The sequence below is a fragment of the Kitasatospora sp. NPDC048239 genome (assembly GCF_043202015.1).
Lineage (GTDB): Bacteria > Actinomycetota > Actinomycetes > Streptomycetales > Streptomycetaceae > Kitasatospora.
Genome location: NZ_JBICZP010000005.1, coordinates 476,935 through 502,524 on the forward strand (window position 1 = coordinate 476,935; position 25,590 = coordinate 502,524).

Annotated in this window: 20 protein-coding genes; 3 read left to right on the forward strand and 17 right to left on the reverse strand. The window is 72.7% G+C overall.

Annotated features, from left to right (window positions below; translation table 11 throughout):
* Nucleotides 1-147 precede the first annotated feature (147 nt).
* The 3 genes from ACGFZP_RS16720 to ACGFZP_RS16730 all read right to left on the reverse strand — a co-directional run bounded on the left by ACGFZP_RS16720 (nt 148) and on the right by ACGFZP_RS16730 (nt 5,207).
* Complete coding sequence (locus ACGFZP_RS16720; RefSeq protein ID WP_392933051.1) at nt 148-1,227, reverse strand: alpha/beta hydrolase; 1,080 nt, start codon at nt 1,225-1,227, stop codon at nt 148-150.
* A 70-nt stretch (nt 1,228-1,297) separates the two neighbouring features.
* A complete protein-coding gene (locus ACGFZP_RS16725; RefSeq protein WP_392933054.1) occupies nt 1,298-2,440 on the reverse strand; it encodes a serine hydrolase domain-containing protein in 1,143 nt (380 codons plus the stop codon).
* A 217-nt stretch (nt 2,441-2,657) separates the two neighbouring features.
* Nucleotides 2,658-5,207, reverse strand: a complete 2,550-nt coding sequence (locus tag ACGFZP_RS16730; RefSeq protein ID WP_392933056.1) for a helix-turn-helix domain-containing protein — start codon at nt 5,205-5,207, stop codon at nt 2,658-2,660.
* A 157-nt stretch (nt 5,208-5,364) separates the two neighbouring features.
* Here ACGFZP_RS16730 and ACGFZP_RS16735 point away from each other — a divergent pair, with 157 nt between their 5' ends.
* Nucleotides 5,365-5,595 carry a hypothetical protein gene (locus ACGFZP_RS16735; protein ID WP_392933058.1) on the forward strand — a complete coding sequence of 77 codons (231 nt, stop codon included), beginning with the start codon at nt 5,365-5,367 and terminating at the stop codon, nt 5,593-5,595.
* Between the two features lie 95 nt (nt 5,596-5,690).
* Here ACGFZP_RS16735 and ACGFZP_RS16740 read toward each other — a convergent pair whose 3' ends face one another.
* The 5 genes from ACGFZP_RS16740 to ACGFZP_RS16760 all read right to left on the reverse strand — a co-directional run bounded on the left by ACGFZP_RS16740 (nt 5,691) and on the right by ACGFZP_RS16760 (nt 12,070).
* Entirely contained in the window at nt 5,691-6,698 is a 1,008-nt protein-coding gene (locus ACGFZP_RS16740; RefSeq protein ID WP_392933060.1) for a TolB family protein, read from the reverse strand.
* Nucleotides 6,695-7,897 carry an MFS transporter gene (locus ACGFZP_RS16745; protein ID WP_392933497.1) on the reverse strand — a complete coding sequence of 401 codons (1,203 nt, stop codon included), beginning with the start codon at nt 7,895-7,897 and terminating at the stop codon, nt 6,695-6,697. The genes ACGFZP_RS16740 and ACGFZP_RS16745 overlap by 4 nt, the downstream gene beginning before the upstream one ends.
* A 270-nt stretch (nt 7,898-8,167) precedes the next feature.
* Nucleotides 8,168-9,454 carry a discoidin domain-containing protein gene (locus ACGFZP_RS16750; protein ID WP_392933062.1) on the reverse strand — a complete coding sequence of 429 codons (1,287 nt, stop codon included), beginning with the start codon at nt 9,452-9,454 and terminating at the stop codon, nt 8,168-8,170.
* 513 nt (nt 9,455-9,967) lie between these two features.
* Complete coding sequence (locus tag ACGFZP_RS16755; RefSeq protein ID WP_392933065.1) at nt 9,968-11,413, reverse strand: WGR domain-containing protein; 1,446 nt, start codon at nt 11,411-11,413, stop codon at nt 9,968-9,970.
* 195 nt (nt 11,414-11,608) lie between these two features.
* The gene (locus ACGFZP_RS16760) at nt 11,609-12,070 is read right to left on the reverse strand and encodes an SRPBCC family protein (protein ID WP_392933067.1); all 462 of its coding nucleotides are present in this window, start codon (nt 12,068-12,070) and stop codon (nt 11,609-11,611) included.
* A 659-nt stretch (nt 12,071-12,729) separates the two neighbouring features.
* Between ACGFZP_RS16760 and ACGFZP_RS16765 the strand changes: the two genes are divergently transcribed.
* Both ACGFZP_RS16765 and ACGFZP_RS16770 read left to right on the forward strand, forming a co-directional pair.
* Nucleotides 12,730-13,677, forward strand: coding sequence for a serine protein kinase RIO (locus ACGFZP_RS16765; protein WP_392933070.1), 948 nt, complete (start codon nt 12,730-12,732; stop codon nt 13,675-13,677).
* A gap of 103 nt (nt 13,678-13,780) precedes the next feature.
* Nucleotides 13,781-14,308 (forward strand): NUDIX hydrolase family protein, encoded by a 528-nt coding sequence (locus ACGFZP_RS16770; protein WP_387947587.1) that lies wholly within the window; start codon nt 13,781-13,783, stop codon nt 14,306-14,308.
* Between the two features lie 80 nt (nt 14,309-14,388).
* Here ACGFZP_RS16770 and ACGFZP_RS16775 read toward each other — a convergent pair whose 3' ends face one another.
* From ACGFZP_RS16775 to blsG, 9 genes are all read right to left on the reverse strand, one after another.
* On the reverse strand, nt 14,389-15,222 hold the full coding sequence (locus tag ACGFZP_RS16775) for a PIG-L family deacetylase (protein ID WP_392933073.1): 834 nt from the start codon (nt 15,220-15,222) through the stop codon (nt 14,389-14,391).
* Nucleotides 15,223-15,456: 234 nt separating this feature from the next.
* Complete coding sequence (locus ACGFZP_RS16780; protein WP_392933076.1) at nt 15,457-16,860, reverse strand: M1 family metallopeptidase; 1,404 nt, start codon at nt 16,858-16,860, stop codon at nt 15,457-15,459.
* A gap of 99 nt (nt 16,861-16,959) precedes the next feature.
* Nucleotides 16,960-17,532 carry a nucleoside 2-deoxyribosyltransferase gene (locus ACGFZP_RS16785; protein WP_392933079.1) on the reverse strand — a complete coding sequence of 191 codons (573 nt, stop codon included), beginning with the start codon at nt 17,530-17,532 and terminating at the stop codon, nt 16,960-16,962.
* Between the two features lie 140 nt (nt 17,533-17,672).
* A complete protein-coding gene (locus ACGFZP_RS16790; protein WP_392933081.1) occupies nt 17,673-18,353 on the reverse strand; it encodes a class I SAM-dependent methyltransferase in 681 nt (226 codons plus the stop codon).
* Nucleotides 18,354-18,462: 109 nt separating this feature from the next.
* Nucleotides 18,463-20,346, reverse strand: a complete 1,884-nt coding sequence (locus tag ACGFZP_RS16795; protein ID WP_392933084.1) for a hypothetical protein — start codon at nt 20,344-20,346, stop codon at nt 18,463-18,465.
* A 112-nt stretch (nt 20,347-20,458) separates the two neighbouring features.
* Nucleotides 20,459-21,742 carry an MFS transporter gene (locus tag ACGFZP_RS16800; RefSeq protein ID WP_392933085.1) on the reverse strand — a complete coding sequence of 428 codons (1,284 nt, stop codon included), beginning with the start codon at nt 21,740-21,742 and terminating at the stop codon, nt 20,459-20,461.
* A gap of 102 nt (nt 21,743-21,844) precedes the next feature.
* Nucleotides 21,845-23,146, reverse strand: a complete 1,302-nt coding sequence (locus tag ACGFZP_RS16805) for an ATP-dependent carboxylate-amine ligase (RefSeq protein ID WP_392933087.1) — start codon at nt 23,144-23,146, stop codon at nt 21,845-21,847.
* Entirely contained in the window at nt 23,143-24,324 is a 1,182-nt protein-coding gene (locus ACGFZP_RS16810; RefSeq protein WP_392933089.1) for a DegT/DnrJ/EryC1/StrS family aminotransferase, read from the reverse strand. Before ACGFZP_RS16810 ends, ACGFZP_RS16805 begins: the two co-directional genes overlap by 4 nt.
* Nucleotides 24,321-25,487, reverse strand: a complete 1,167-nt coding sequence (gene blsG, locus ACGFZP_RS16815; RefSeq protein WP_392933091.1) for an arginine 2,3-aminomutase — start codon at nt 25,485-25,487, stop codon at nt 24,321-24,323. Before blsG ends, ACGFZP_RS16810 begins: the two co-directional genes overlap by 4 nt.
* Nucleotides 25,488-25,590 lie beyond the last annotated feature (103 nt).

The window sequence follows — 25,590 nt, forward strand, 5'->3', positions numbered from 1 at the left end:
CCTGCGCCCGGCTGGCGGCCCCCCCCCCCCGGGGGGGGGGGGGGGGGGGGGGGGGGGGGGGGGGGGGCGCGCCGGGCGGGGGGGGGGGGGGGGGGGGGCCCCCGGGGGCCCCCCCCCCCGCCCCCCACCGCCCCGGCCGGTGAGGGCTCAGCCCGCAGCGGTGAACGAGGCCGCGAGCCGGGGGACGTAGTCGGCGAGCGCGGGGGCCCAGCAGCCGTAGTTGTGCCCCCCGTTGCAGGTGGGCGACAGGCTCGACCCGTTGCCGTAGTCGACCAGGCGGGTGGGGATCCCGAGCCTGTCCAGACGGGTCTGGACGGTGTGGGTGGCGATCGCGGTGAAGTGGTCGATCGGCCCCTGGTCGCCGGTGTAGAGGGTGACCGCCGTCCCGGACAGTTTGGCCAGGTTGGCGGACGCCGCGGGGTTGACCTCGTTCCAGACGTGGTCGGCGTTGAAGACCGGGTACGGCGAGCCGAAGATCGCGTCGCTGTCCACGTACGTCCCGTAACCGGTGCACTGACCCGTGCCGGAGGTGCTCACGGCGCACCACGCGCCCGGGAGGTTGAGCTCCGTGGCCACGACCGTCCCGCGGATCTCCGCCATGCCGAGGTCGATGCCGCCGGACAGGGAGGCGACGTGGCCGAACAGGTCGGGGCGCAACTCGGCGTAGTGCAGCGCGCCGTAGCCGCCCATCGACAGGCCGACCACGGCCCGGTGGGACCTGTCGGCGAGGGTGCGCAGGTTCGCGTCGATGAAGGGGACGACCTGCCGGGTGTGGAAGGTCTGCCAGTTGGCCGCGCCGAGGGCGGTGTTCTGCATCAGCCAGTCGGCGTACCAGCCCTTGAGGCCGCCGTCGGGGACGACGGTGATCATCGAGTCCGAGTGCAGCGCGGGGGCGGCCGCGGCGTCGTCCACGGTGCCCGCCCCGCCGTGCAGGAAGTAGGCCACCGGCCACCGCCGGCCCGGGTCCTCGGCGTAGCCCCGGGGGAGGAGGACGCGGATCCTGTGGGTGCCGGACAGCTGGGCGGTGGCCACGGTGAGCGTGAAGTCGGTGCTCGAATGCACCTCGGGGGCGCCGATCCGGGTCAGGCCGAACCCGTCGGTGAAGGGCGGCGGGGCGGTGTCGTCCGCGTGGGCGGGCGCGGCGGTGAGCAGCGCGGTGACGGCCATCGCGGCGGCTGCGACGGTCGCCTTCACACGGCGGCGCCAGGAGGGCGGGAGCGAGGTCATCAGCGGTCCTCTCGGGTGGGAGCGGGCACGGTGCGGGAGGGATCAGGGGCGGGGAGGGGAGGGGCAGGCGCTACAGCGCGCAGTAGGCGTCGACCGTCGCCTTGCCGGTGTCCTGCTGACCCTTCGTCCCGGCCAGCATGTGGAACTCGTTGTTGGCGCGCGCGACCTGCCTGGCGCCGTCGTCGCTGGTGTACCAGTCGCTGAAGTAGCCCAGCACGGCGCCGTTGTGGCTCCAGGCCCACTGTCCGCACGGCAGCTGCACGTGGAGGATGCCCAGGCCGTAGCCCACCGTGCCGTCGGCCGTCACCGGGACGGTGGTCTTGAGCTCGGCCTGCTGCGCGGGAGCCAGCAGCCGCCCGGTCACCAGGGCCCGGGAGAAGGCGGTCAGGTCGTCGAGGGTCGACACGATCGCCCCGGCGGGCCCGAACGCCTGGACGTTCGACGCGGTGACGTCCCTGATGCCGATGCTGATCACCGGGTACTCGTACCCGTGCAGGTGGTTGCCGGAGAGCGACGGGTCGGCGGTGGGGAAGCCGGTGTCGTGCAGGCCGAGCGGTTCGATGATGCGGTGCTGGACCTCGGTGGCCGTGTCGTTGCCGGTGACGGCCTTGATCACCATGCCCGCCAGGACGTAGTTGGTGTTGGAGTAGCTCCACTTCTGCCCCGGCGCGCCGGTGGGCTTGCGCTGCGCGAGGCCGAGGTCGACCAGGGACTGCGCCGGCCAGGCCTGGTCGGGCCGGGCGTTCAGTGCGTAGGTCAGCGAGAACCCCGCGTCCTTGGCGTAGTCCGGCAGGTCGGAGGTGTGGTTGAGGAGCTGGCGGATGGTGATCCGCGAGCCGTCGTAGCCGTTCGCGTTCACGGCTCCGGGCAGCCACCTGGCGACGCTGTCGTCGAGCGACAGGCGCTGCTCTCCCTCCAGTTGGAGGAGCACGGTGGCGGTGAACGCCTTGGTGTTGCTGCCGATGCGGAACTTCGCCGTCGGGTCGGCGGGCACCCGGGTGGACAGGTTGCCGACGCCCGCGTGCACGTACTGGGTGGTGTCGCCCTGGCGGACCAGGCCGATCACACCGGGGTACCCGTCGGCGACGCCCTGCTGCGCGCCGGCCTGGAGGATGCCGGCGGCGGTCGGGGTGTCGGCGCTCGCCGGGCCGGCGCCGGCCAGGGCGGCGAGTGTCAGCGCCGCACCGGCGGCGATCAGACGTAGGGGCTTCATCGGACTCCTTGGGCTGAGGGTGGTCCACGGCGGCGCGCTGCGCCCGCGATGTGCCGCGGTTGCCGGGGGCGCCGCGGAGGCCTCGGGAACCTCCGCCACGCCGGCGCCGCGCCGACCGGGTCCCTCCGATGTTGCTGGCCGGGCGGCCCCGCCGGACAGGCCACGGCACCGGCCACATATGACCGGCCGGCCCTGCCGCCCGCGGGGGCTGCCGTGGTCAGGGCGCTGCAACAGGTCCGGTCGGCGCGGGGTCGGCGGGCGGTCCAGCAGGCGGGGCCGAGGGCCCCGGCGGGAAGGTGGCCGGGGCGAAGCCGGTGTGCCGATGACGGAACGTGTGGCCGAGGTGGTGCTGCAACCGCACGTGCCGGAACTGGTAGACCGCGCCGGTCTGCCGAAGCACCCCGCGGCCGTACGCGTCCTCCAGGAACGCCGCCGGCCGCCAGGGCAGTCGGCCGGTCAGCGGCAGCAGGACGTGGGACAGCAGGACCCACTGCCCCCACGCGGTGAAGGCGAGGAGGTAGGCGGCCGTCCCGCCGACCCCGCCGACCGCGCCGATGAAGAGGCCGTCCGCCAGCCCCCAGCTCAGCGGCCCCAGCAGGTCCTGGAACAGGTCGACCACCAGGCGTCCGCAGAAGGCGATGGCGAGGGTGAGCGCGGGTGCCAGGACGAGGAACTGCCGCCCGACCGTCGCGCGGTTCGAGGACAGCAGGCCGGCCGGGGTCGCCGCGGAGGACACGTCGACGGGCGCCTCCAACGCGGCCGAGAGGCCGAAGACCAGCCCGGCGGCCGATCCGAAGGTCAGCCCGAAGCACACCATGTTGATCAGGGTGCCCTCGATCACGTCCGCATCGGTGAGCGGGGGCCCGGCGTAGAGCGAGCGCTCCAGCGCGAGGGCGCACGCGTACCCGACCCCCATGACGGACCCTCCGAACAGGCCGTTCCCGAACCGGGTGACGAAGGTGCGGACGGGCCGGCGGCCGAGGCTGCCGCGCGTGCCGGGAAGCCGAAGCCGAAACCGCAGCCGTACGCGGGCCGGCTCGAACGCCCTCCCGCCGCCGAGCGTGAGCAGGATCGCGTAGACGGACCCGAAGGCGAGACCGGCGACCGGGCCCACGAGGCTCCCCTGGAGGAGGATCTCGCCGATCCCCAGCGGGGTGCCGAGCAGCGGGCTGACGAGCAGGCAGGCGAGCCAGTCGGACAGGGCGACGCTCAAGGAGGTCGCCGCCACCACGGCCGTGATGCGGGTGGAGCGCGGCAGCGAATCGCCCAGCTGCCACCAGGCGAGGTCCTGCCTGTCGTGCTCGAACCGCGCCAGGTGGTGGGCGAGATGGCCGAGCCAGTGCTGTGCCCGCTCCGGCTCCCAGCCCGGCGACCGGAGCTGGTGGCCCGGGGTGTCCCGCTCGGGCGCGCGGTGCCGGTAGACCGCGGGGACGAAACCCGACAGCAGGTGCTCCTCCAGGGCCCTCGCCGTGGGGAACCGGGCGGTGTCGAGCAGTTCGGCGGGATCGCGGCCGGGCGTCTCGCTGTAGATGGTGCGCGCCAGGATGACCACGAGCGGGGTGGTGAGCGCGGTGGCGAGGTTCACCGCGGCCGGGGTCTCCCCGGCCCGCAGCTCCTCGAGGACGGCCTCCCACCCGCCACCTGTGGACTCGCCGCCGGTGCCGCCGGTGCCGCCGGTGATCGTGCGGGCGGTCCGTGGCAGGTAGTCGACCAGGTCGTCCGGGGTGAGATCGGTGAGCTCGATGCCGGCGGCCCACAGCAGCGGGGCGTGCGCCTCCCGTACCGCCTCGGCGAACTCGCCGCGCCGACTGGTGAGCACGAGCGGCAGCGAGCTGGCGTTGAGCACGTCGAGGGCCTCCCGCCGCAGACCCTCCGCGATCTCGTCGAACCCGTCGAGCACCGGGAGGATCAGATCGGCGTCGACCAGCGCGGCGGCCAGCGTCGAACCACGGGGGCCCCGGCGGGCCAGATGCGGGTGGTCGCGCAGCAGCCGTCCGATCAGCCAGTCCCGCAGCGCGGTGGTCGTCGGGTCCCAGGATCCGAGGCCGAGGACGACCGGCACCCGGCCGGCGACCGCCGGGGCCGCCTCCAGGTGGTCCAGGAGGAACCTGATCGCGAGGATCGACTTGCCGGAGCCGGCCTGCCCGAGGATCACCAGCCGCCCGGAGCCGATCCGCCGGTAGACCTCCGCGACGCTCCGCAGGTCACCGCTGAGGTCCAGCGGGCGGGGCACGGCACCCGGCCCGAGCCGCTGGATGTTCTCCGAACGGTCCGTGAGGCCCGCGGGCGCGGGCCGCCAGCGGACCGGCAGCGGAAACGGATCGTGGACGCGGCGCTGCGCCTCCTCGCGCCGCCAGCGACGCCTGACCTCCGCCGCCAACTCCTGTGCGGCGTCGGCCAGCACGGCGGGCACCGCGGGGACGGTGGGGACGGTGGGGACGGCGGGTGCGGCGAGTTCGGCAGGTAGGGCGGGTACGGGTGGCGCGGCGGCCGTTGCGAGGTGCCCGTCGGCGGTGGCGGGGCGCTCGTCGGCCGTCCCCTCCCGCGAGGTCGCGAGGGCGAGCGCCAGGCCCCGGCGCTCCTCCTGGCTGATGCCGAGGGCGTCGGCCAGCAGGTTCACCGTGCCCAGCCGGTGGTCGGTGGATCTTCCGCTCTCCAGTCGGCGAATCGTGCGAACGCTCACTCCGGACCGTTCGGCCACCTGCTCCTGCGTCAGGCCCGCCTGACCGCGCAGCCGGCGCAACAGCATGCCGAGCTGTTCTGCCACCGAGGTACCTCTCTACTCGCCGGTAGGGTTCGGCGGCGAGCCTACCTGTGACGCCCGGTCAGGTATGGCCGGTGGCTTGGCCTGTCGGCTGAGCATGACCAACGCCACAATCACTGCTCTTACGGACCCGTCGCACGGCAGGACACGAGGAGACGACGTGGCATTCCGCTACTGGTGTGGTGAGTGCGGGTTCAGGACGCCGTGGCTCGGCAGGTCCGAGGGGGAGCGGCAGCAGATCGACCACTACACGAAGTGGCACCCCGGCACCCCGCCCGGCGGCGACGTCGAGGTCGGGCGCAGCCGGGACGCCGGCCTCGGCTGCGGCTGCCTGCCGCTGGCCGTGATCGCGCTGCTGCTGCTGGTCGTCGCGGTGGCGTTCCACCGCTGAGCCGGAGACGCCGACGCCCCCGACGGTTGCCGGGGGCGCCTCGCCTGGGTGGCGCGACGTGAGCCGTCGGGTCGGCGCGACGTCGACCCGTCGGGTCAGCTCGCAGTCGCCGTCGCCGTCGCCGTCGCCGTCGTCCCCGTCGCCGCCGGCACGGTCACCGGCGACGAGCCGCCGGGTACCAGCAGCTGTGGCGCCCCGCCACCGTCCGCCGGGACGGTCCAGATGTCGCTGCCCTTCCCGTCCCGGCCGGGCAGCGCGTAGCCGACCGTCTCCCCGTCGAGCCAGGCCGCCTGGTCGTCCACGCTGCGCGCCTCGGCCAGCGGGTGCTCGCGCAGGCCGGCCAGCTCCAGGACGTAGAGCCGCCAGGGCGCGGCCGGGTCGGCCGAGACCTTCTTCTTGAAGGCGATCCGGGTGCCGTCCGGCGAGAGCGAGGGGCACTCGACGTTCTCCCGCAGTGTCCGGGCCGACCACGCCCGGAGGTCGCCCTCGACCAGGTGGGTCTGGCCACCGGTCGAGACGGTGGCGTAGAAGCGGTTGTCGTCGGCGGCGAAGTTGACGCCCCAGTAGTTGACGTCGGCGGCGTGGTATCGGGTGTCGCCGACGGTCAGCGGGATCGACTCGATCGACTTGACCAGGTAGCCGGTACGCAGGTCCAGGATCGACGTCCGGGTGGAGAAGCCGCTGGCCGCGTACGAGTCGCCCACCGCGAACGTCGTCCAGGAGAGCAGCTGCCCGGAGGCCGACACCCGGGCCCGGTTCGGGATGCCGGGTACCGTCACCGTCTGGAGCTCGGTGAACCGCCGGTCGTAGACCACCGCCTGGGTACGGGCCGGGATGCCGGGAAGGGCCCGCAGGCACAGCGCCCGCTCGCCGGCCGCGTAGAACCGGTCGCAGGACGGCCCGTCCGGTGCCCCCTGGCTGCGGGCGACCCGCCCGGTGGCGGTGTCCCGGTAGTAGAGTCCGGGCGCGTTCAGGGTGAACGAGCTCTCCGCTGCGACGAGTTGGTGCTGGCCGCCGCGCTGCCTGGCGTGCAGCACGTACCCGAGCGAACCGCCCAGCAGGACCAGGACGGCGATGACCAGCACCGTCGAACGCACCTTCATGAGACCTCCCGTCCCGGCAGGATCCGCCATGCGGCGGCGAGTGCGGCGGCCAGCGCGAGTGCGGCCGCCGCCAGGGCCGGGCGCGGACCCCAGCACGTCCAGGCCGCACCGAACCCGGCCGCTCCGACCAGCCGGGCCAGTGCCTGGCCGGTCTGCAGCACGGCGAGCCCGCCGGCCCGGCCGTCCGGCGGCAGCACCGGTCCGGCGAGCGCCATCAGCACGCCGTCCGTGGCGGCGTAGAAGACTCCCAGCAGCACCAGGGTGAGCACGGCGCTCGGCCACCCCGTCGGAGCCGCCAGGGTGAGGTAGGCCGCGAGCAGCGCACCGTGCCCGCAGAGGAACGGGATGCGCCGTCCGGTCCGGTCCGCGATCCGGCCCACCGGTACGGCCAGCAGCAGGTAGCACGCGGCCGCGCCGAGCGGCAGCAGCGGGAAGAGTGCGGGCGACAGGTCCAGGCCGCGTTGGAGCAGCAGGTAGAGGAAGGAGTCGCCGATCGTCGCGGCGCCCAGCAGCGCGGCGGCCGTGACCACCCGCCGGAACACCGGGTCGGCGAGGGCCTTGGTCTTCCTCCGCGGCGGCACCGTCTTGGCCGACACGGGCGTCTTGGCCGGCACCGTCTTGGCCGACACGGGCGCCCCGCCTTGCACCGGCGCCCCGGCCGGGACGAACAGCACCAGGACCAGCACGCCGAGCAGCCCGGTGGCGAAGCTGACCACGAACACCGCGTCGTAGGCGTCCGCCGTCGCCCACAGCACCGCGAACGCGACCAGCGGTCCGATCAGCGCCCCCGTGGTGTCCATCGCCCGGTGCACGCCGAACGCCCGGCCGAGTGCCTCCGGCGGTGCGCTGAGCGTGATCAGGGCATCCCGCGGCGCCGTCCGCACCCCCTTGCCGAGCCGGTCGGCGGCCAGCGCGGCGGCGATCCCGCCGGCCGCCCCGCCGGCCAGCAGCAGCCCGAGCCGGGAGAGCGCCGAGAGCAGGTAGCCGACCCCGGCGACCGTCCGGTGCCGGCCGCCGCCCCGGTCGGCGAGCCGGCCGCCGAGCAGCCGGACCAGCGCCGTGGCGCCGTTGAACAGGCCGTCGAGGAAACCGAACTGGAGTGGTGAGAGGCCGAGCCCCAGCACCAGGTAGAGCGGCAGCACGGCGGTGACCATCTCCGAGGAGACGTCGGTGACCAGGCTGACCGCGCCGAGCGCGATGACCGTGCCGGGGACGCGGCGCCCCCCCCCCGGGGGGGGGGGGGGGGGGGGCCGCCCCCCGGCCGGGGGGGGGGGGGGGGCGCCCGCCGGGGGGGGGGCGGGGGGGGGGGGGGGGGTGAGCGGCCCGCCCGGGGCCCCCCACCGCGGGGGCGCGGGGGGGGCCCGGGGGCCCCGGGCCGGGCGGGTGGCCGGGGCGGGGGCCGCCCCCCCCGGGCCGGGGGGGGGGGGGCGCCGCGTCCGGACGGCGGCCGGTGGTGGCCAGGTACATCATCAGTGGCAGCTGTACTTCGGGCTGGTGTCCTTGACCTGGCCGTCCGTTCCGACGTAGGTCCAGCCGTACCCGGAGTCGGTGAAGTCCAGCTTCAGCACGCCGTAGTCACCGCTGATCCGCTTCTGGCTGTTCGGCTGGACCTGCTCGATCGGGTAGGGCTCGGCGCCACCCATCCCGCCGACGATCTCGACGATCCCGTCCGCGGTGGCCTTCCCGTCCGAGTCCTGCGGGGCGAACCGCTCGTAGTGGTGGTCGTGCCCGTTCAGCACCAGGTCGGCCTTGGCGCCGTAGAGGATCTTCCACACCGGCCGGGAGACCGGGTCGTTGCCGTGCCCGCCCGAGGAGTACAGCGGGTGGTGCCAGTAGGCGGCGACGCACTTCTTCGCGTTGGCCGCCAGATCGGCCTTCAGCCAGTCGATCTGGGCACTCTGGTCGAAGGCGTTGGAGTCCAGCGCGACGAAGTGCCAGTTGCCCTCGTCGAAGCTGTACCAGCTCTTGCCCTGCGGGTAGGCGATGCTGCCGAAGTACGACTTGTACCCGGCGAGCGACCCGGCCGGGTCGTAGGTCTCGTGGTTGCCCGGCACCGGATGGGTCTTCGCCTTGAACGCACCCCAGGTCTTGTCGTAGTAGTTCCGGAAGTCCGCCAGCCGGGCGTCGTCGTACTGGTTGTCACCCATCGTCAGGTAGAACTTCGGGTTGATCTGCTGGGCCAGCGCGGCGGTCTTCGGGTGCGCGCAGCCGCTGTCGGAGGCGGTGCACTGGGCGGCGATGTCACCCGCCGCCACCACGGTGAACGCCCCGCCCGGCGGCGGGCCGCCGTCCAGGACCCCGTACACCTCCATCTCGAACAGCGAATACCCGTAGGACGTCCCGCGGGCCGTCCCGTACATCCGGACGTAGCGGCCCTTGCCGGCCAGCCCCGCCCAGTCGTCCGTCCCGCCGTTCCCGGCCTTCTCCTCCGCCACCGCCGTCCAGGTCACCCCGTCCGCGGACACCTCCAGCCGGTACGCCTTCGCGTACGCGGCCTCCCAACTGAGCTTCACCCGCGAGATGGTGGCGTTCGTCCCGAGGTCCACCCGCAGCCACTGCGGATCCTTCCCCTCGGCACTCGCCCACCGCGTGGTGGTGCTTCCGTCGAACGCCTTCCCCGCCGCGTACGACGACCCCTCCGTGGACGAGGCCGTCGCGGCCTTCCCCTGCGAGATCAGCGGATCGACCGCCGCCCCCGCCTGCCCGGGCCACCCGAGCAACAGGCCGCCGAGCAACGCGAGCACAGCGGCGAACACTCCGACACGAACAGGCCTTGCTGAGACTCCCAGACGCATCCCTGGACTCCCTGACCTTGAGAATGGCGAGAGCTGGACACCGGCGCACGCCAAACGTGAACCCACCGGACAAGCGGTGACCGCACCACCGCGGCGGCCGGGTCAGAGCTCTCACTGAGCGCGTCACGCCCCATCAGAACCGGGCGCCGCGCCGAGCCGCCAGCGGACAGAGTAGTAGAAAGTAAAGTTTCCTATCAATAGATGAGCGCCATCGAACTCCCTTCCGCCCACCGGCCCGTGGATCCAGTCCGTCACTTCTCATCACGACGCCAGTGGAAGCCCCCGGGGGAGCTCCACCGGGTCGGCGGCGCAGTCTCGGCCGTCGTCATGGAAATCGACGGAGAGCGACTCTGTGAGGCATCCCGCGGTGGGCCCACTCGCCGGAGGTCAGGTCGCGGTACTGGCGGATTCGCCCGTCGGCGGGGGAGTGGGTCGGCAACGCTCAGGCCGCCCGACTTCAGCCCACGCCCGCCGCTACAGCAGGCGCTTGATGTCGCCGCGGGCCCGGTAGAAGCCGCCGTCGCCGGACTCCCGGACCTCCGCGACCAGGTAGCGGGCGCCCGCCACCCGGATGTCCTTCGGGAACTGCACCCGGCGCTCGGGGTCGAAGCCGGGCGCCACGACCCGCACCCGCAGCCGGCTGCCGTCCTGCACGCACTCGACCTCGATCCCGGTCGCGCCCGCCGACCCGGCGGCCACCGTCTCCACCTCGGCGCCCGCCACCGCCGCCGTCCAGCCCTTCCCGTCCACCTCGGCGGCCTGCGGCAGCTGCCCCTGCTCCGCCGCCAGGACCGCCTGCTCGCTCGCGTCGAGGCAGGCCAGCGACCCGTCCGTGGTCACGATGTAGAGTCGGCCGTCGCGGTACTGCATGCTGTACGCCGAGCCGCAGCCCGTGCCGAGCTTCCACAGCCGGGTGCCGTCCGCCGCGAAGCAGTACACCGACGAGTGGTTGTCGCCGGCGAAGACGTACCGGCCGTCGGGCGAGGACGCGCAGGAGAACACCGACGCGTCACAGCGGTAACTGGCGGCCTCGGAGCCGTCCGACTTGCGCAGGCGGTGCACCCAGCCGCGCGAGGTGCCGGCGAACACCTCGTCACGCTCCTGCCAGCCGAAGAGCACCGAGCCGGTGGTCGGCACCTGCCAGACCGGCTCGCCGCCGCGCGCGTTGTAGCGGGCGACGCCCTTCGAGTGGCCGTGGTAGACGGCGTCGGTGTCGCAGCGGACCATCCAGCCGTCTGTCCCGGTGGCGCTGCGCCGCCACTGGAACTCGTCCTCGTGGTCGACCGTGGTGATGCCGCCGCGCGCGTCGGCCACCCCGAGCACGCCGTCGTGGATGTCCAGCCAGTAGATGTCGACGTCCTCGGCGATCTCGTACGCCACCCGGGGCACCTTCCCGCCCAGGTCGTAGACCTTGCCGTCGTCGCAGCCCGCGTAGATCCACCAGTCGTCGGCGACGATGCACTTCACACCGTCGGGCAGCCCGTAGCGGCCGGTGACCTGGCCGTCGTGGGTGAGCGTGTAGACGTCCCCGCGCTCGTTGCCCACCCAGGCGTGCTCCTCGCCGACGAAGATCCCGAACGCCGCCGCGCCGGAGCGGAACCGCCACAGCACCGGGGCCTGGCGGGCGGTCGAGCCGCTGCTGACGATCGCCCGGCGGGTCACCGCGCGCGGCTGCCGGACCCCGGCCACCGCCGGGGCGTAGCCCTTGCGGACCTTCTCGCCCAGCTTCTTCGCCGCGGCCGAGGCCGCCTTCTCCGGCGTCGGGTACGAGGTCGTGCGCGCCTGGCCCGGCTCCCCGATCCGGCCGTAACGGATGGTCACGGCCAGGCCGGAGACCTTCACCTCGTAGAACTTGTGGGCGCTGCCCGCATCCTCGGAGAGCTCCAGGTACGTGACCTGCTCTTCGACGGCAATCGGCATGGCGGGGCCCCTTTCGGGCGGCGGGTGCGGGCGTGCCGGGCGGTGCCCGGCGACATGACCCAAACTAGGCCCTGCCACTGACACCGCGTGTGTCAGCGGCAGGGCTCACCGCCCAGCCCTCCGGCGCCCCTTACGCTCCGCTGCCCGCTGCCCGCTGCCCGCTGCCCGCTGCCCGCTTACGCGCAGGCGCTCCCCCTACGCGCCGGTGCCCGGGCCGTCGCCCCGGGTGCCGGGGTCGACGCCGTGCTCCTCGACGAAGTGCTTGAAGCGGCGCAGGTCACCTCTCACCATTCGTTCGAGCACACCCAGCTTGTCGGCGGCCTTCTCGGCGAAGCCGGTGGGCTGGAAGTCCATGGTCATACTGACGCGCGTGTGGGTCGCATCGATCGGCTCCAGGGAGACCATGCCGGTGTGCTTCACGTCCTCGGTGGTGGTGCGCCAGGAGACGCGTTCGTCGGGGATCCGTTCGGTGAACTCGGTCTCGAACTCACGGGACAGGCCGGCGATCTTCGTCTTCCAGTGGGCGTGCAGGTCGTCCAGCTGCCTGACCTCCTCCACGCCCTCCATGAACTCCGGGAAGCGCTCGAAGCTCGTCCACTGGTCATAGACGACGCGGACCGGAACGTCCACGTCGATCGACTCCTGCACCTTGCTCATCGCTACACCCACCTCCACGCCGTCCGGACACGATGCCGACGTCTGCCGACCTCTGCCGGTGGACGACCTCCCGAGGCGGAGACTCCGCCGACGGCACCACCATGAATGTCCGTCCTCCGGTGGACGACGGCAACCCGCCGCGCCGTCGGCCGGAGGGTGGCGGGTGGCGCTCAGCCGATCGGCTGAGCGCCGGCCCCTGCCCCGTTCCTCGGCCGATGGTGTGCGCTGCTCCTCGGCCGTACCAGGGAGGCCTGCGAAGGGCGTCCGTCCCGGTCGGGAGGGGGCGGCTGGAAATTCGGTTGCGTTGATCTTGGGAGTGGCTAGACTTCCATCGTTCTCGCCGCGGTGCAGCCGTGGCCGTGCCGCTGCGTTCCGTGCTGTGGCGTGAGGACCGACGTGGAGAAGCAGAGGAGGTGTGTACCGGTGGTTGCCGCCGTCTCGCGGCGCGCTCTCGTGTGCGCGCCATACGCCTCTTCCTCTCGTCTTTCGCCCACCGGCTGACGACGCCTTGTAACCGGCGCACGGTGGGCTGTTCCCCAGGAGCCACCACAGTGCGTGAGCGCTTTTCCGACAGCGATTCCTTTTCCCGCGTCCGTCCCAAGGGCGCCCCTCGTCGCGGCCGCCGGTCCGAGCGGTTCGACGACCACGAGCCCGAGCTCGTGTACCGCGATGCCTTCGGGTCCGGGTTCGCCGGCTTCGACGGCTATGACAGCGCGGACTACACCGACAACACTGACGAGGCCGGCAACGCCGGCAGCTTCGACTACGACACCCACGACGAGCGGCACGCCGCAGATGAGTCGGTTCCGGTCGCCGACGGCCCGGCCGAGGGCGACCGCTGGTCGACCTGGGACCAGTCCACGCCCACCGAGAAGGGGCCCGAGCCGCGCCCTGCCTGGGTGGTGACCGAGCTCGCGGCCGTCGACACCGAACTCGGCCTGGTGAAGACCGGCAAGGAGGCCGACGTCTTCCTGCTGGAACGCGGAGTGCCCGGTACCGGTCGGCGCACGCTGATGGCGGCCAAGCGCTACCGCGACGCCCAGCACCGGATGTTCCACCGCGACTCCGGCTACCTGGAGGGCCGCCGCCACAAGGAGTCGCGGGTCGCCAGGGCGATGGCCAAGCGCACCGCGTTCGGCAAGGAGGCCATCGCCGGACAGTGGGCCGCAGCCGAGTTCACGGCCCTGTGCCGACTCTGGTCGGCCGGCGTCGCCGTCCCGTACCCGGTGCAGATCACGGGCACCGAGATCCTGATGGAGTTCGTCGGCGACGAGAACGGCACCGCCGCACCGCGGCTCGCGCAGCTGCGCGCCGAGGAGGCGGACGTCGAGGATCTGTGGGACCAACTCGGCCGCAGTCTGTCGGTGCTGGCCGGTGACGGTTATGCCCACGGGGACCTGTCCGCGTACAACATCCTGGTCCACGACGGGCGGTTGGTGATCATCGATGTGCCGCAGATCGTGGACATCGTCGCCAATCCGCGCGGGAGTTCGTTCCTGGAACGGGATGTGCGCAACGTCGGAGCCTGGTTCGTGTCCCGGGGCCTGCCGGAGCAGCGCGTCGGCGAGCTGGTCGAGGCTCTGCGGTTCGATGCACGGCTCGGGTGAGCCGGGCCGTCGGGCAGGCGGTGGCGCAGGGCGTCGGGCAGGCCGTCGCGCAGGGCGTCGGACAGCGGGGAGCGGGGGAACGTACGATCAGCCAATGTCTGACATGACGGAAACCAAGCCAGGCTGGCTCGCCCCCGAGGAACTTGAGACCACGAGGGCCCGGATACCGATCCTGTACGTCGAGGCCGTCCCGGTGCGCGTCGACGCCGCGGGCGAGGTCACCCAGATCGGGCTCCTGCTGCGGATCGGGCCGGACGGGACGGTCAGCCGCACGCTGGTCTCCGGCCGGGTGCTGTACCACGAGCGGATCCGCGACGCGCTGCTGAGGCACCTGGAGAAGGACCTCGGCCCGGTGGCGCTGCCGCGGATCCCGGCCTCGCTGCAGCCGTTCACCGTCGCCGAGTACTTCCCGACCCTGGGCATCACCGAGTTCCACGACCCTCGGCAGCACGCGGTGTCCCTGGCCTACATCATCCCGGTGGCCGGCGACTGCAGGCCGCGCCAGGATGCGCTCGACCTCGTCTGGTTCAGCCCGGAGGAGGCCGCGTCGCCGCTGGTGCAGCAGGACATGCCCGGCGGGCAGGGGGCCCTGCTCAAGCGGGCGCTCGCCCATGTCGGCTGCCTGGCCTGAACCCCGGTCGTACGCCGTCGGCGTGACCGGACCTGGTCATCCAGGTCCGGTCACGGCGACGGCCCGGGCCGCGTCGGGGATCAGCGCAGTCCGGCGAAGAGGTCGTTCTCGGGCACGGCCGCGCCGGTGGTGTCCTGGACCCGCAGGAAGGTCTCCACGCCCATCAGCTCGGTGAACCTCTCCTTGCCCATCTTCAGGAAGAAGATGTTCTCGCCCTGGCTGGCGTGCGCGGCCAGCGCGTCGAACTTCTGACCGCCGAACTCGGTGGTGTCCACCCAGGTGGTGATCTCCTCGTCGGGGAGCCCTATCTCGGCCATCGCGGCGGCCTCCTCCGGGCTCGGCTCCTGCCAGTCCGCGCCGGACTCGCGCAGGACCTCGCCGAACCGCTTCATCATCGAGCGCGGCGCGGTGGTCCAGTACACCTTCGGCGTGATCCCGGCCATCTCCAGGGCCGCCATCGTGATGCGGTTCGCCTGGATGTGGTCGGGGTGGCCGTAGAAGCCGTTCTCGTCGTACGTCACGACCACATCGGGCTGGTAGCGCCGGAACAGCTCGGCGAGGCGGGTGGCGCCCTCCTCGACGGGCGTCCGCCAGAAGGATCCGGGCGCGTCGTTGGTCGCCCAGCCCATCATTCCGGAGTCGGCGTACTCCAACATCTCCAGGTGGCCGACGTTCAGCACCTCGCAGCTCGCCTCCAGCTCCTGACGCCGCATCGCCGCGACGGCCGCCGGATCGTGCCCGGGCTCGCCGGGCTTGACACCCCCCGGTCCGTCACCGCAACCGCCGTCGGTACACGTGACGAGGACCGTGCGAACGCCCTCCGCCGCGTAGCGCGCGAGGACACCCCCCGTTCCGGTGGCCTCGTCGTCGGGGTGGGCGTGTACCGCCATCATCGTCAAGGGTCGGTCAACCATGAAAACCATCCTCCACTCTGAAACGTGCTCAGTCCGAGTCTGCGGCATGCGGGCACGTGGTCGCCGCCGATATCGGGGTGGCCGGGTGTCCAAAGAGACCTGGGGAGGTCCGGGGAGGCTTTCGGGGCGCCGGAGCTGACGAGGTGTCGACGTCGTGGGCCGGGTGTGAAACGGTCGAAAACATTCTGAAGCGGACGCCCGGAGGCGGTTCCGGCGCCACCCGACGGCGACCGGTCAGCCGTCGATCCGGTGGGTGGCCCAGAACGGAGTCAGGTCCTCCGCGGTGGCGCTCTGTGCGGCGGCCTTGAAGGCGGGGGTGCTGCTCACGCGGTACCAGTGTTCGCGGGTGTAGCCGCGGAGCAGCCGGGCCATCGCCTCGGCGCCGATCAGCCGCCGCAGGTCGTGCAGCGCGCATGCGCCGTAGTCGTAGACGACGTCCTCGTACCGTGCCGGGTTCCCGTCCCAGTACGCCATGCCGTTGGTGATCCGTTCCCGGGGCGACGACCATGCGACGGTGCTCCAGCAGCCCGCCCCGTCCCGGCCGAGGGCGAGGTCGGTGGCGTACTCGGCGAACGACTCGTCCAGCCAGGGCTGGTGGTACTGGTCGTCGCCGACGATGCCGTACCACCACTGGTGAGCGACCTCGTGGACGAGCGCGGTGGTCTTCACCCGGTCCAGGACGAAGCCCGGGTACTCCATGCCGCTGAACCAGAGGTCGTTGTCCAGGACGACGTCCAGCTCCGGGTACGGGTACGCGCCGAGCGCGCGGCTGTGCGCGTCCAGCGCGGACTCGGCGGTGGCCAGTATCGACCGCGCGTCCGCCGCCGCGACGCCGGCCGTCGAGTGGACGTTGACCTTGACCCCGTCGGCGGAGACTCCGGAGACGGGGTCGAACGGCCCTGCGGCCCAGGCGAAGTCGCGTACGTGTCGGGCGGTCGCCGTGGTGACGGTCCGTCCGGCGGAGCCCGGGGCGTCGGAGGAGCTTCCGGTGGCGGGTACCCCCAGGGCGGACGGATGGTCGAGCACGACGGTGAAGTCGGCGGCCAGGCTGTAGAAGGACTCCCCGGTGTCGGTGAACGGGTCGAGGTGCCAGCCGACGGCGTCCCGCACCGCGAGCACCGGCAGGGCGTTGCCGAAGTGGCTGTACGCCCCGTGCCGCCCGAACCGGTCGGCGCCGTCCGCGCGTTCGGGGGCCCGGATGATGAGGTCGAAGCCGATGGTGTGGCGTCCGCCGGGGCCGAGCGGGGCCGGAAGGGCGATCCGCAGCGCGGTGCACCCGACCGAGAGGCCGTCCTCGGTGGCGCCGACCAGGTGCGTCACGGTGACGGACGGCGCCGAGCAGCCTCCGTGGGCGTTGCCCCACAGCCGCAGGTAGACCTCGTGGAGCGGCTCCGCCGAGACGTTCCCGAAGCTCACGCGTTCGTGCCCGGACCAGTCGGCGCCCGCGTTACTTCCCGCGTTGCCTCCCGCGTGGTCTCCCGAGGACCCGCTGGTCAGCTCGACCGTGTAGGCGGCCGCGTCCGGCGTCCGGGCCGGCTCGGCGCGCCGATCGTGCCCTGCCGGAGCGGCGCCCGTGGCGGTGGCGACCAGCGCGAAGCAGGTGAGGAGGGCTGCCAGGAGTCGGGCGGACCTGCTCATTCGTGGTCCTCGGGGGTGGGTGGAGGGGCTGTGGGCAGGCGGCCGGGCCCCGGTGCGGCCGGAGCCCGGGCGCTCACGGCTCACCGGCGGTCGGGCCGCTCACCGACGGCCGGCGCCCTCCCGCTGCCGCAGCACCGCCAGGTCCACCGCCCGGTCGACGGCCGGCAGACAGGCGGCGATGTCGGTGTGGACCACGCACTCCACCGACGCCACCGTGTGCAGGCCCTGGACCAGGAAGGTGTACTCCCTGCCGCGTTCCAGCAGCAGGACGATCGGCTTGTCGAAGGCGCTGGCCCAGCCGATCTCGATGTGGGTCCCCGGGGAGGCCGGATAACCAGGCAGGGCGACGAAGACGTCGGCCTTGCGGATCTCGTCCTGGTCGAGCCGGGTGCACTGTTCCGGCCGCATCAGCTCCGCTCCCCACGCCTCGCGGCGGTGGGCGTTGTGCACGGAGAGGCCCTGCGCCTCGAAGTGCTTGATCAGGACGTCGAACGGGGCCCGGGCGTCATCCGGCATCTCCCCGGTCTCCGGGTCCAGGAGCTGGATGAACGGGCCGGCGAGGAACACCGAGCGAATGCCCAGGTCAGGGCGCGAGTCGCGGGAGTCGTAGGAGTCGCGCGAGTCACGGGAGTCATGGAAGTCGCGGGAGTCATGGGGCAGCGTGATGGCCATGGGGATACCTCCGGAGCAGCGCCGGTGAGCGGTGTCGGGTGAGCGGCGTCGGGCGATCGGCGTCGGGCGATCGGTGTCGGGCGATCGGTGTCGGGTGAGCCGACCGGCGGGCGGTCATGGGCTGAGGGCGGCGTGCCGGGTCAGTCCTTGAGGAAGCACTGGATGAAGGCGTCGCCGGTGGTGCCGCCGTGGGTGTACTCGGTGGTGTCGTACGCGACGAACCGGTGACGCTCGACCCGGATCTGGCGGAAGTGCTGGAGGTACTGCCAGCGCAGCTCCGGCTTGGTGCTGAAGAACGGGATGAACACGCCGCCGGGCCGCAGCACCCGGACGACCTCCGGCATGGTCCTGGCCCACAGCTCGGCGTCCGTCCAGACCTCCATGTCGAGGGCCGGGTCGAAGAACATCCCGTCGATGCTCTCGGACGGCAGCTCGAAGACCCGTTTGAAGAAGTCGCCGCGCTCGACGGTCAGGTTGTCGGGCACCTGCGGGTGCCGGTCCCGGAAGAGGTCCTCGACCTCGTCGAAGAGCTCCAGCACGGTGTGGCTGCGGGTCGCCGGGTTGTTGGCGATGCGCAGCGCGGACAGGCCGAGCCCGAGCCCCACCTCGTAGAAGTCCTGGCCGTACTCGCAGAGCATGTCGGCGCTGGCCCACATCAGGTCCCGCTCCCAGGCCTGCATGGCCTGCTCGCCGCCGATGCTGAGGGTCACCTCGCCGTTCTGCTCGATCAGTTCGATCGCCGGCTTGTCCTTGGTCTTGTCCGTGGCCTTGTCCCTGGCCTTGGGCGTGGTGCGCGGCTCCGCGACGCTCTGGCTTTCCATGGTTCTCCCTACGGATGCGGGTGCGGGTGCGGGTGCGGGTGCGGTCGGTGCGGTGGGTGCGGTGGGTGTGGTCGGTAGGTGTGGTCGGGGGTCAGGCGGGGTGCCCGGGTCAGCTGCGTCGGGGGACCACCCCGAAGTGGCGCCGGGCCGTCGAGACGGCGAGATCCTGGACCGCGAAGACCGTGAAGTAGTAGGCCTGCGGCGCCGTGTCGGGGGCGAACCGCACCCGGAAGGCGACGTCCTCGGCCTGGCCGCCGGTGAACCGGACCCGGGTGGTGGCCGGCTCCACGGTGGTGTCCTCGCGCAGGTAGCTCGGGACGAAGAGGCCCAGCCGGACGGGGCCGGGCCTGGCGGGGGTGACCGTGGCCCGGACCTCCAGCACCCCGCCCTGCTCGACCTCGTCCGGCGCGTGGGCGAGCAGGGCGGGGGCGTCGGGGATCCGGAAGGTGACATCGCCGCACCGCATGCAGACGGCGCAGGTGGTGTCCAGGACGTGCGGGAGCAGGCCCCGCCGGGTGAACTCCTGTGCGGGGCGCCCGCAGTGGCAGGTGACCTCGCGGACCTGCCGGTCCAGGCTGCTGCGGTCGCCGAAGTGCGCCGGGTAGTTCATGAGCTCGGTCTCGGGGTTGGCCGCGACCTGCTCGGTGATCACGTGGTCGAGGGACTGCAGGTCCGCCGTGAGCGAGGCGTCGATCTGCTCGGGCGACTGGTCGGCGAGATGGGTGGGCCTGGCCACCCAGAGGTCGACCTTCCGGGCCAGTTTGGTCAGCCGGGGCCGCAGCGGGTGGTTGTGCGGGAGCAGGCCCGAGGCGAGGTAGGCGGTGAGCCGGCCGCCCACGGTGAGCAGCAGCGGGTCGGGGCGGTGGTCCGTCGGGGCCGGCGGGGCGGGCGTGTCCTCCGGTGTCCCCGGCAGTCCGAAGCGCATGAACGCCGGGTAGGGGTGCGAGCCCGCCAGACTGGCGTTGAGGGTGTCGACGGAGTCGGCGCCGGTGAGTGCGCCGTGCATCCAGGCGACGTTCTCCGGCCGGTCGGAGTCGTGCACCGACACGGCCGAGACCACCGTGCGGGCCGGACCGTCGAGCGCGTTCAGCAGCAGCTGGTACTTCGGGTCGTACAGGGCGAGGTCCGCGAGCGGGCCGCTGTTGCACGCGCTGAGCACCAGCTCCACGGCCTCCACCCGGTTGAGGGGGACGAGCTTGTCCTCCGGCTTGTAGCAGGGCAGTCCGTACGCGCACCGCGGGCCGAGCAGCCCGGGGCTGGCCGGGACCGAGCCGTTGAGGCCGCAGATGGTGAACTCGCCGAGGTTGACGCTGTCGTCCTTGCCGTGGCCCTGGAAGGCCACCCGCCGCCAGCGGGTGCCCAGGATCTCCGCCTGGATGTCCGAACGCTCGAAGTCGCGGTCGTCGAAGACCTGGACGCCGGGCAGCCGGGGCGGCCGGTCGGTGTCGGTGAAGAGGCCCAGTGCGTCGATGTCGAGGGCGGGCTCCGCGTACTGCTTGGCGACGTTCCAGACGACCGAGGCGCCGTCCCGGCCGCTCAGCAGGGTGAGTCCGTGGCGCGGGCCGCGGTAGGTCGCCATCAGCAGGGCTCGGACGGGGTCGAGGGTGAGCCGGTCGTAGCAGCCGACGACCAGCAGCGAACCGCTGTGCCGGGCCTGGAACGCCGCAACGTCCGTCAGCTCCTCCTCGCCCACCCAGGTACGGGCGAGCGGGCGGGCCAGCTCGGCGAGTCCTTCGGGCAGGTCTGCCTCGCCGAGGAGGATTCCGACGTCCAGCGGGCTGGGCCGTCGCAGGCCGCCGTACAGCCGGCCGGCGAGCTCGACGCTCCTCTCCAGGTCGGCGCGGTCCTCGGTCGGGACCGGTACGGCCAGCGGCTCCGGGGAGTCCAGGAACTCCCGGACGGCCTGCGGTAACGCCTGTCGGGTGACCGGCCGGAACAGCGGGGCCGGTCCGGACGGCCGCTCGGGCCGCTGGTCGGTGAGGGCGGCATTCATCGTGGACCACCTTGTGTCGTCCGCACCGGGAGGGCGCGCGGGAAGGGCGAGTGGGGGAGAAGGAGGGGAAGGGCGAGCGGGCGCTGGGGGCCTCGGGTTTCGGGTGCGGCCGTCACACGGCACACTCCACCGACGGCGCCGACTGCCGGGTCAGCAGACCCCGGCAGCCGAAGGCCAGCGCGGCGGCGGCCAGGGCGGCTCCGGTCGCCACCGCGAACACCGTCCGCGGCCCGAACGGGTCCATCAGCAGCCCGCCGACCTGTTGGCCGAGGGCGTCGCCCAGGACGGTGGCCAGCGAAGCCCAGGTGAACGCCTCCGCCATGGACCGCCCGTCGGCGATACCGCTCACCAGGGTCATCTCACTGGCGGAGACCAGGGCGATGGGCGCGCTGCCCACCGCGAGTGCCAGTGCCAGGCCCAGTTGGGAGCCGGCGAGCAGTGTCAGGCCCGTCCCGATGGCGTAGGCCAGCAGCAGACGGGGGAAGCGCACATGGGGGGCCACCTGGGACTGGGACCGCCCCAGCCACAGGGCGCCCAGCGCACTGCCGACCCCCCAGCAGGCGTACACCACGCCCGCGCCGCCCGGAGCCCCGTGCCGGGCGACGAAGGCCGGGATCGCCAGGGTCAGCAGACCGATGGGCACCGCGGAGACGGCCATGATGCCGGTCAGCGCCAGCAGGGCCGGCTCCCGAAGCGGGCCCAGCAGGTGGCGCCGGCCCTGCGGAGCGGCCACCGCGGTGCCTTCGATGCCTCCGGTGCCTTCGGTGCTGTCGGCGGCCGTTGCGGCGATTCCCTCGGTGGTGCCGGTCGGCAGCCGGGTGTGTGCGAGTCCGAGCGTGCCCAGGCCGCCCACCACCGCGACCGCCGTCAGCGCCAGACCGGCCGAGCCGACCAGCATCAGCGCCGCCAGCATCAGTGGTGCACCGATCACCAGGACCTCGGTGAGCAGCGCCTCCCACAGGTAGGCCGTCTCGCGCTCCTCCTCCTGGAGCGGCAGCCGTGCCCAGAGCGAGCGCATACAGGCGTTGGCGGGCGGCAGTACCACCCCGGCGACGACCGCCGCCGCGGGTTGCGCCCACCCGCCCGGGTGGGTCGCCCACACCAGGACGGCGAGTGCCACCGGGTAGGCGACGGCGGTGGCGGTCAGCACCGCCGAGCGCCCGTTGCGGTCGAGGCGGCGGGCGATCAGCGGGCTGCCGAGGGCCATCCCCAGTGTGTACAGCGCGGCGACCAGGCCGGCCTGGGCATAACTGCCGCCCTGCTCACGGACCGTCAGCACGATGGCCAGCGACATCAGGTAGACCGGCAGCCTGGAGACGACGCTCCACCAGGCCGCCCCGGCCACCCGGGGGCGTGTGAGCAGGTCGAGGAAGCGACGGGGCAGGCCGCTGGTCACGTGGTCGGTCTCCGTTCCGTGGCCGCCCGGAGGCGGCGGAGTCGGGTGCCGCGCCGTCGCTCGCATGGGCGGCGCGGGCGGCGCGGGTGGCGCGGGTGGGGGTCAGGTGGGGACGACATCGGCCTCCTGCGCCGACACCACCTCGGCGGGCGTCGCCTCGCCCGGCACCACCTCGCCCGGCACCACCTCGATCGTGAACCGGTCGAGCACCGCGCGCATACGGGCCTCCACCTCGGCGAGCGACCCTCCCACCACATGGGCGTACCCCGAGGCGTTGTGCGAGGCCCGACGGGCCGTCACCAAATCACCGGTACCGACCTTGAGGACGGCGTCGACGACCCCGGGCATCCCCAGGATCTCCTCCCTGGACGTGATCCGCCGGACCTCCCCTGACCCGGGCAGCGGCAGCAGCAGGTCGCCCGCACAGCGGCGCTCGCGGTAGTCGAGCTCCGGGCGCCGACCGAGGTAGACCGCCAGGGTGGCGCCGAACACGTCGAAGCCGTACGCGTGGCCGTGGTTGGCGGGAATCTCGCAGCCCGCGAGCCGCACGCCGATCTCACCCGCGTACACCTCCCCGCCGATCAGGAAGAACTCCATGTGCGCGTAACCGTGGTCCACGCCCATCCCGGTGACGATGCGCTGGACCAGGGCCCGCAGGTCGACCGGCGGGCCCTCGCCGGTGCCGACGCTGATGTTGGCGTTCATCGCGCCGTCGACGATGTCCAGCGGGCGGCAGGGCATCGCGCTCGGCCAGGCGTCCAGGACCTCTCCGTCGAGGATGAGCGCACACACCTCCCACTCGGTACCTCCGAGGTGCTCCTCGACCATCCAGTCCCGCGCGCCGAGGTCGATCCCGCCGGGACCGATCCCGGCGAGGTCGTCCGGCCCGGTGAGCCGGTGGGTGTCCACGCAGGCGAAGGAGTCCACCGGTTTGAGCACCACCGGCCAGCCGTGCCGGTCGGCGAACCGCCCGATCCCGTCGGCCGACCGCACCCGCGCGAACTCCGCCGTCCGCAGGCCCAGGTCCCGGAAGCACGCCTTCATGGCGGCCTTGTCCCGGACCAGGGTCACCTGCCGCTCGGTCAGATGCGGCAGGCCGGCGAGCGCCGCGAACCGCTGGGCCGCGGCCTGCCGGGGCTCCGAGGGATTGCAGAACCGGGTCGGCGGCACCGGCAGCCCGGCCGCCCACTCCCGGTACCGCCTCGCCTCCTCCTCCGCCGCCACGCCCTCGCGCACCCAGAAGGCGGGCAGGTGCGCGGTCTCCAGGAGGTAGTCCTCCGGCAGGTCCAGACGTGTCTCGGCGAACCGCAGCAGGACCAGCCGGTCGGCCAACTCCCGGACAGCGTAGCGGGTGAAGGACGACGGCCGGTCGTCCACCATCAACAGCACCTCGGCGTCGGTCACACCGCCTCCAGCACCTGGCGGACGGTCTTGGCCGCGAGGGCCTGCTCCTCCTCGGGCAGCTCCGGGGAGAGCGGCACGCACAGGGTGCGGTCCAGCAGGTCCCTGGTCCGGGCGAAGCCGTCGCGGCTGAGCGCGAGCGGGCCCTCGGGGGCGTGGTTCCACGGAAAGCCGTCGCGGTAGAGCGAACGACGGCCGGTGAGCACCGGATGGTCCGGCAGCAGGTACTTCCCGAGCGTCCAGTTGGCGATGCCGGCCGCGGTGAGCGCGGCCACCGCGGAGTCCCGCAACTCCTTGCTCTCGCAGCGGAACCTCAGGCTGACCTTGACATCACCGACGGCCCGGGGCCGGACCTCCAGATCGGGCCGGTCGGGCAGCTCGGCCATGGCGATGGCGTACATCCGCTCCAGACCGGCGAGCAGTTCGTCGAGGTGCCGGAACTGCTGGCACTGGACGGCCGCGACCTGCTCGCTGGTCACGAAGTTCTCCCCGAAGTGGGCGTCCTGGTTCCACGTCGGGTAGTGGCCCGGCACCCGCGCCGAGCCGTGGTCGTGGTAGCGGCGCATGGTCGCCCAGGCCTCGTCACCGTTGGTGACCACCAGCCCGCCCTCGCCCGAGGTGAGGACCTTGTTGTGGTGGAAGCTGAACGTCCCGGCGTAGCCGGCCGTCCCCACGTACCGGCCGTCGGGGAAGCGCGCGCCGAGGGACTGCGCGCAGTCCTCGACGAGATACGGCACACCCGTCGGCAGCGGCGCCACCGTGCCCTCCATGTGGGCCGTGATCACCCGCTGCGCGTCGGGCGGCACCAGCGTCGGATCCATGGAGAGCGAGTCGTCGGCGTCGACCAGCACCGGGACCAGGCCGCAGGACAGCACCGCGCCGGCCACCGCGACGAACGTCACCGCCGGGATGTGGACCAGGTCGCCGATGGCGGGGCGGGTGGAGATCAGCGCCAGCCGCAGCGCCTCAGTGCAGTTGTGCACGGCCAGGGCGTGCCCGGCACCCAGCCGTTCGGCCACCGTCCGCTCCAGAAGGGAGGCCATGCTCTCGGTCTCGGTCTGGTACCGGAACAGGACCTGGTGCTCGATCACCTTCCGCAGCTCCGACATGTCGGACCAGTCGAGGTAGTTCGCTCCGTAGGGCAGGAAGCGCTGCCCGAGCCGCTTGTCGAGTGAGCTCATGGTGTGTCGGACTCCGTGATCGGCTGCGCCTCACCGCCGACGACCATCTCCTGGCCTCGGTAGTTGCGGAGCAGCAGGCCGTCGGGGGTGGGGGTGAAGGAGGGCTGGGCGATCGGGATCTTGCCGATCTTCGTGGTCAGCACGTACTGGGGGACGCCGAACCCGGTGATGTGGCCCTGCAGGCCGGCCATGATCTCCCAGCCCTTCTCCACGGACGTCATGAAGTGCGAGACCCCGGTGACGTTGTCGCAGTGGTAGAGGTAGTACGGCCGGACCCGGATCCGCAGCAGCTCGGTCATCAGGGTGCGCATGGTGGCGACGTCGTCGTTGATCCCGCGCAGCAGCACCGTCTGGTTCCCGACCGGGATCCCGTGCCGCAGCAGGCGGTCGACGGCCGCCGCGGCATCCGGGGTGATCTCCTTCGGGTGGTTGAAATGGGTGTTCAACCAGACCGGGTGGTAGCGGGCGAGCATCGAGCAGAGGTCTTCGGTGATCCGCTGCGGCAGCAGCACGGGGAACCTGCTGCCGATCCGGATGATCTCCACGCTGGGGATCGCCCGGAGCCCGGCGATAATCTCCTCCAGCTTGCCGTCCTGGTAGGAGAGCGGGTCACCGCCGGTCAGCAGGACGTCCCGGATCTCGGGGTGTTCGGCGATGTAGCGCAGGTCCTCGTCGTAGGAGCCGCCCTCGTCGTCGCGGAAGTAGGTGCCCTCGACGTCGGTCGTGTGGAACTTGCGGGTGCAGTGGCGGCAGTAGACCGGGCACGCCTCGGTGATCAGCATGATCACCCGGTCCGGGTACTTGTGCACCACCCGGTTGGTCTTGCGGTAGTAGGTGTCCCCGACCGGGTCGACCTCGGCGCCGGGGAACTCCATCAGCTCGCCGAGGGCCGGCACCGCCTGCTGCCGGACCGGACACCCGGGGTCGTCCGGATCCATCAGCGACGCGTAGTACGGAGTGACGCTCCAGCGGTACTTGCCCGCCACCCCCGCGATGGCCTGCTCCTCGTCGGTGCTGAGGTTGATCCACTGCCGGGCCTTCTCGACGGTGGTGATGCGTCGGCGCATGTGCCAGCGCCAGTCGTCCCAGTCGGTCTCCGGGACCCTGGGGCGGATCAGTTCGGGGCGGGTGGCAGCCGTGGGTTCACGAAGGGTGTCGGACATGGCGGCTCCAGCACGACGGGGACGAGGTGGGCGAGGGGGGTGCGGAAACGGCGCGGCCGAATCGGCGGGCCGACTCATCGGACCGACTCAACGGACTGACGAG

What these genes read in the sequence shown, in the direction of transcription:
- ACGFZP_RS16720 (WP_392933051.1), bottom strand. Translation starts at nt 1,227, where the DNA reads ATGACCTCGCTCCCGCCCTCCTGGCGCCGCCGTGTGAAGGCGACCGTC.
- ACGFZP_RS16725 (WP_392933054.1), bottom strand. Translation starts at nt 2,440, where the DNA reads ATGAAGCCCCTACGTCTGATCGCCGCCGGTGCGGCGCTGACACTCGCC.
- ACGFZP_RS16740 (WP_392933060.1), bottom strand. Translation starts at nt 6,698, where the DNA reads ATGAAGGTGCGTTCGACGGTGCTGGTCATCGCCGTCCTGGTCCTGCTG.
- ACGFZP_RS16755 (WP_392933065.1), bottom strand. Translation starts at nt 11,413, where the DNA reads ATGCCGATTGCCGTCGAAGAGCAGGTCACGTACCTGGAGCTCTCCGAG.
- ACGFZP_RS16760 (WP_392933067.1), bottom strand. Translation starts at nt 12,070, where the DNA reads ATGAGCAAGGTGCAGGAGTCGATCGACGTGGACGTTCCGGTCCGCGTC.
- ACGFZP_RS16770 (WP_387947587.1), top strand. Translation starts at nt 13,781, where the DNA reads ATGACGGAAACCAAGCCAGGCTGGCTCGCCCCCGAGGAACTTGAGACC.
- ACGFZP_RS16775 (WP_392933073.1), bottom strand. Translation starts at nt 15,222, where the DNA reads ATGGTTGACCGACCCTTGACGATGATGGCGGTACACGCCCACCCCGAC.
- ACGFZP_RS16780 (WP_392933076.1), bottom strand. Translation starts at nt 16,860, where the DNA reads ATGAGCAGGTCCGCCCGACTCCTGGCAGCCCTCCTCACCTGCTTCGCG.
- ACGFZP_RS16785 (WP_392933079.1), bottom strand. Translation starts at nt 17,532, where the DNA reads ATGGCCATCACGCTGCCCCATGACTCCCGCGACTTCCATGACTCCCGT.
- ACGFZP_RS16790 (WP_392933081.1), bottom strand. Translation starts at nt 18,353, where the DNA reads ATGGAAAGCCAGAGCGTCGCGGAGCCGCGCACCACGCCCAAGGCCAGG.
- ACGFZP_RS16795 (WP_392933084.1), bottom strand. Translation starts at nt 20,346, where the DNA reads ATGAATGCCGCCCTCACCGACCAGCGGCCCGAGCGGCCGTCCGGACCG.
- ACGFZP_RS16810 (WP_392933089.1), bottom strand. Translation starts at nt 24,324, where the DNA reads ATGAGCTCACTCGACAAGCGGCTCGGGCAGCGCTTCCTGCCCTACGGA.
- blsG (WP_392933091.1), bottom strand. Translation starts at nt 25,487, where the DNA reads ATGTCCGACACCCTTCGTGAACCCACGGCTGCCACCCGCCCCGAACTG.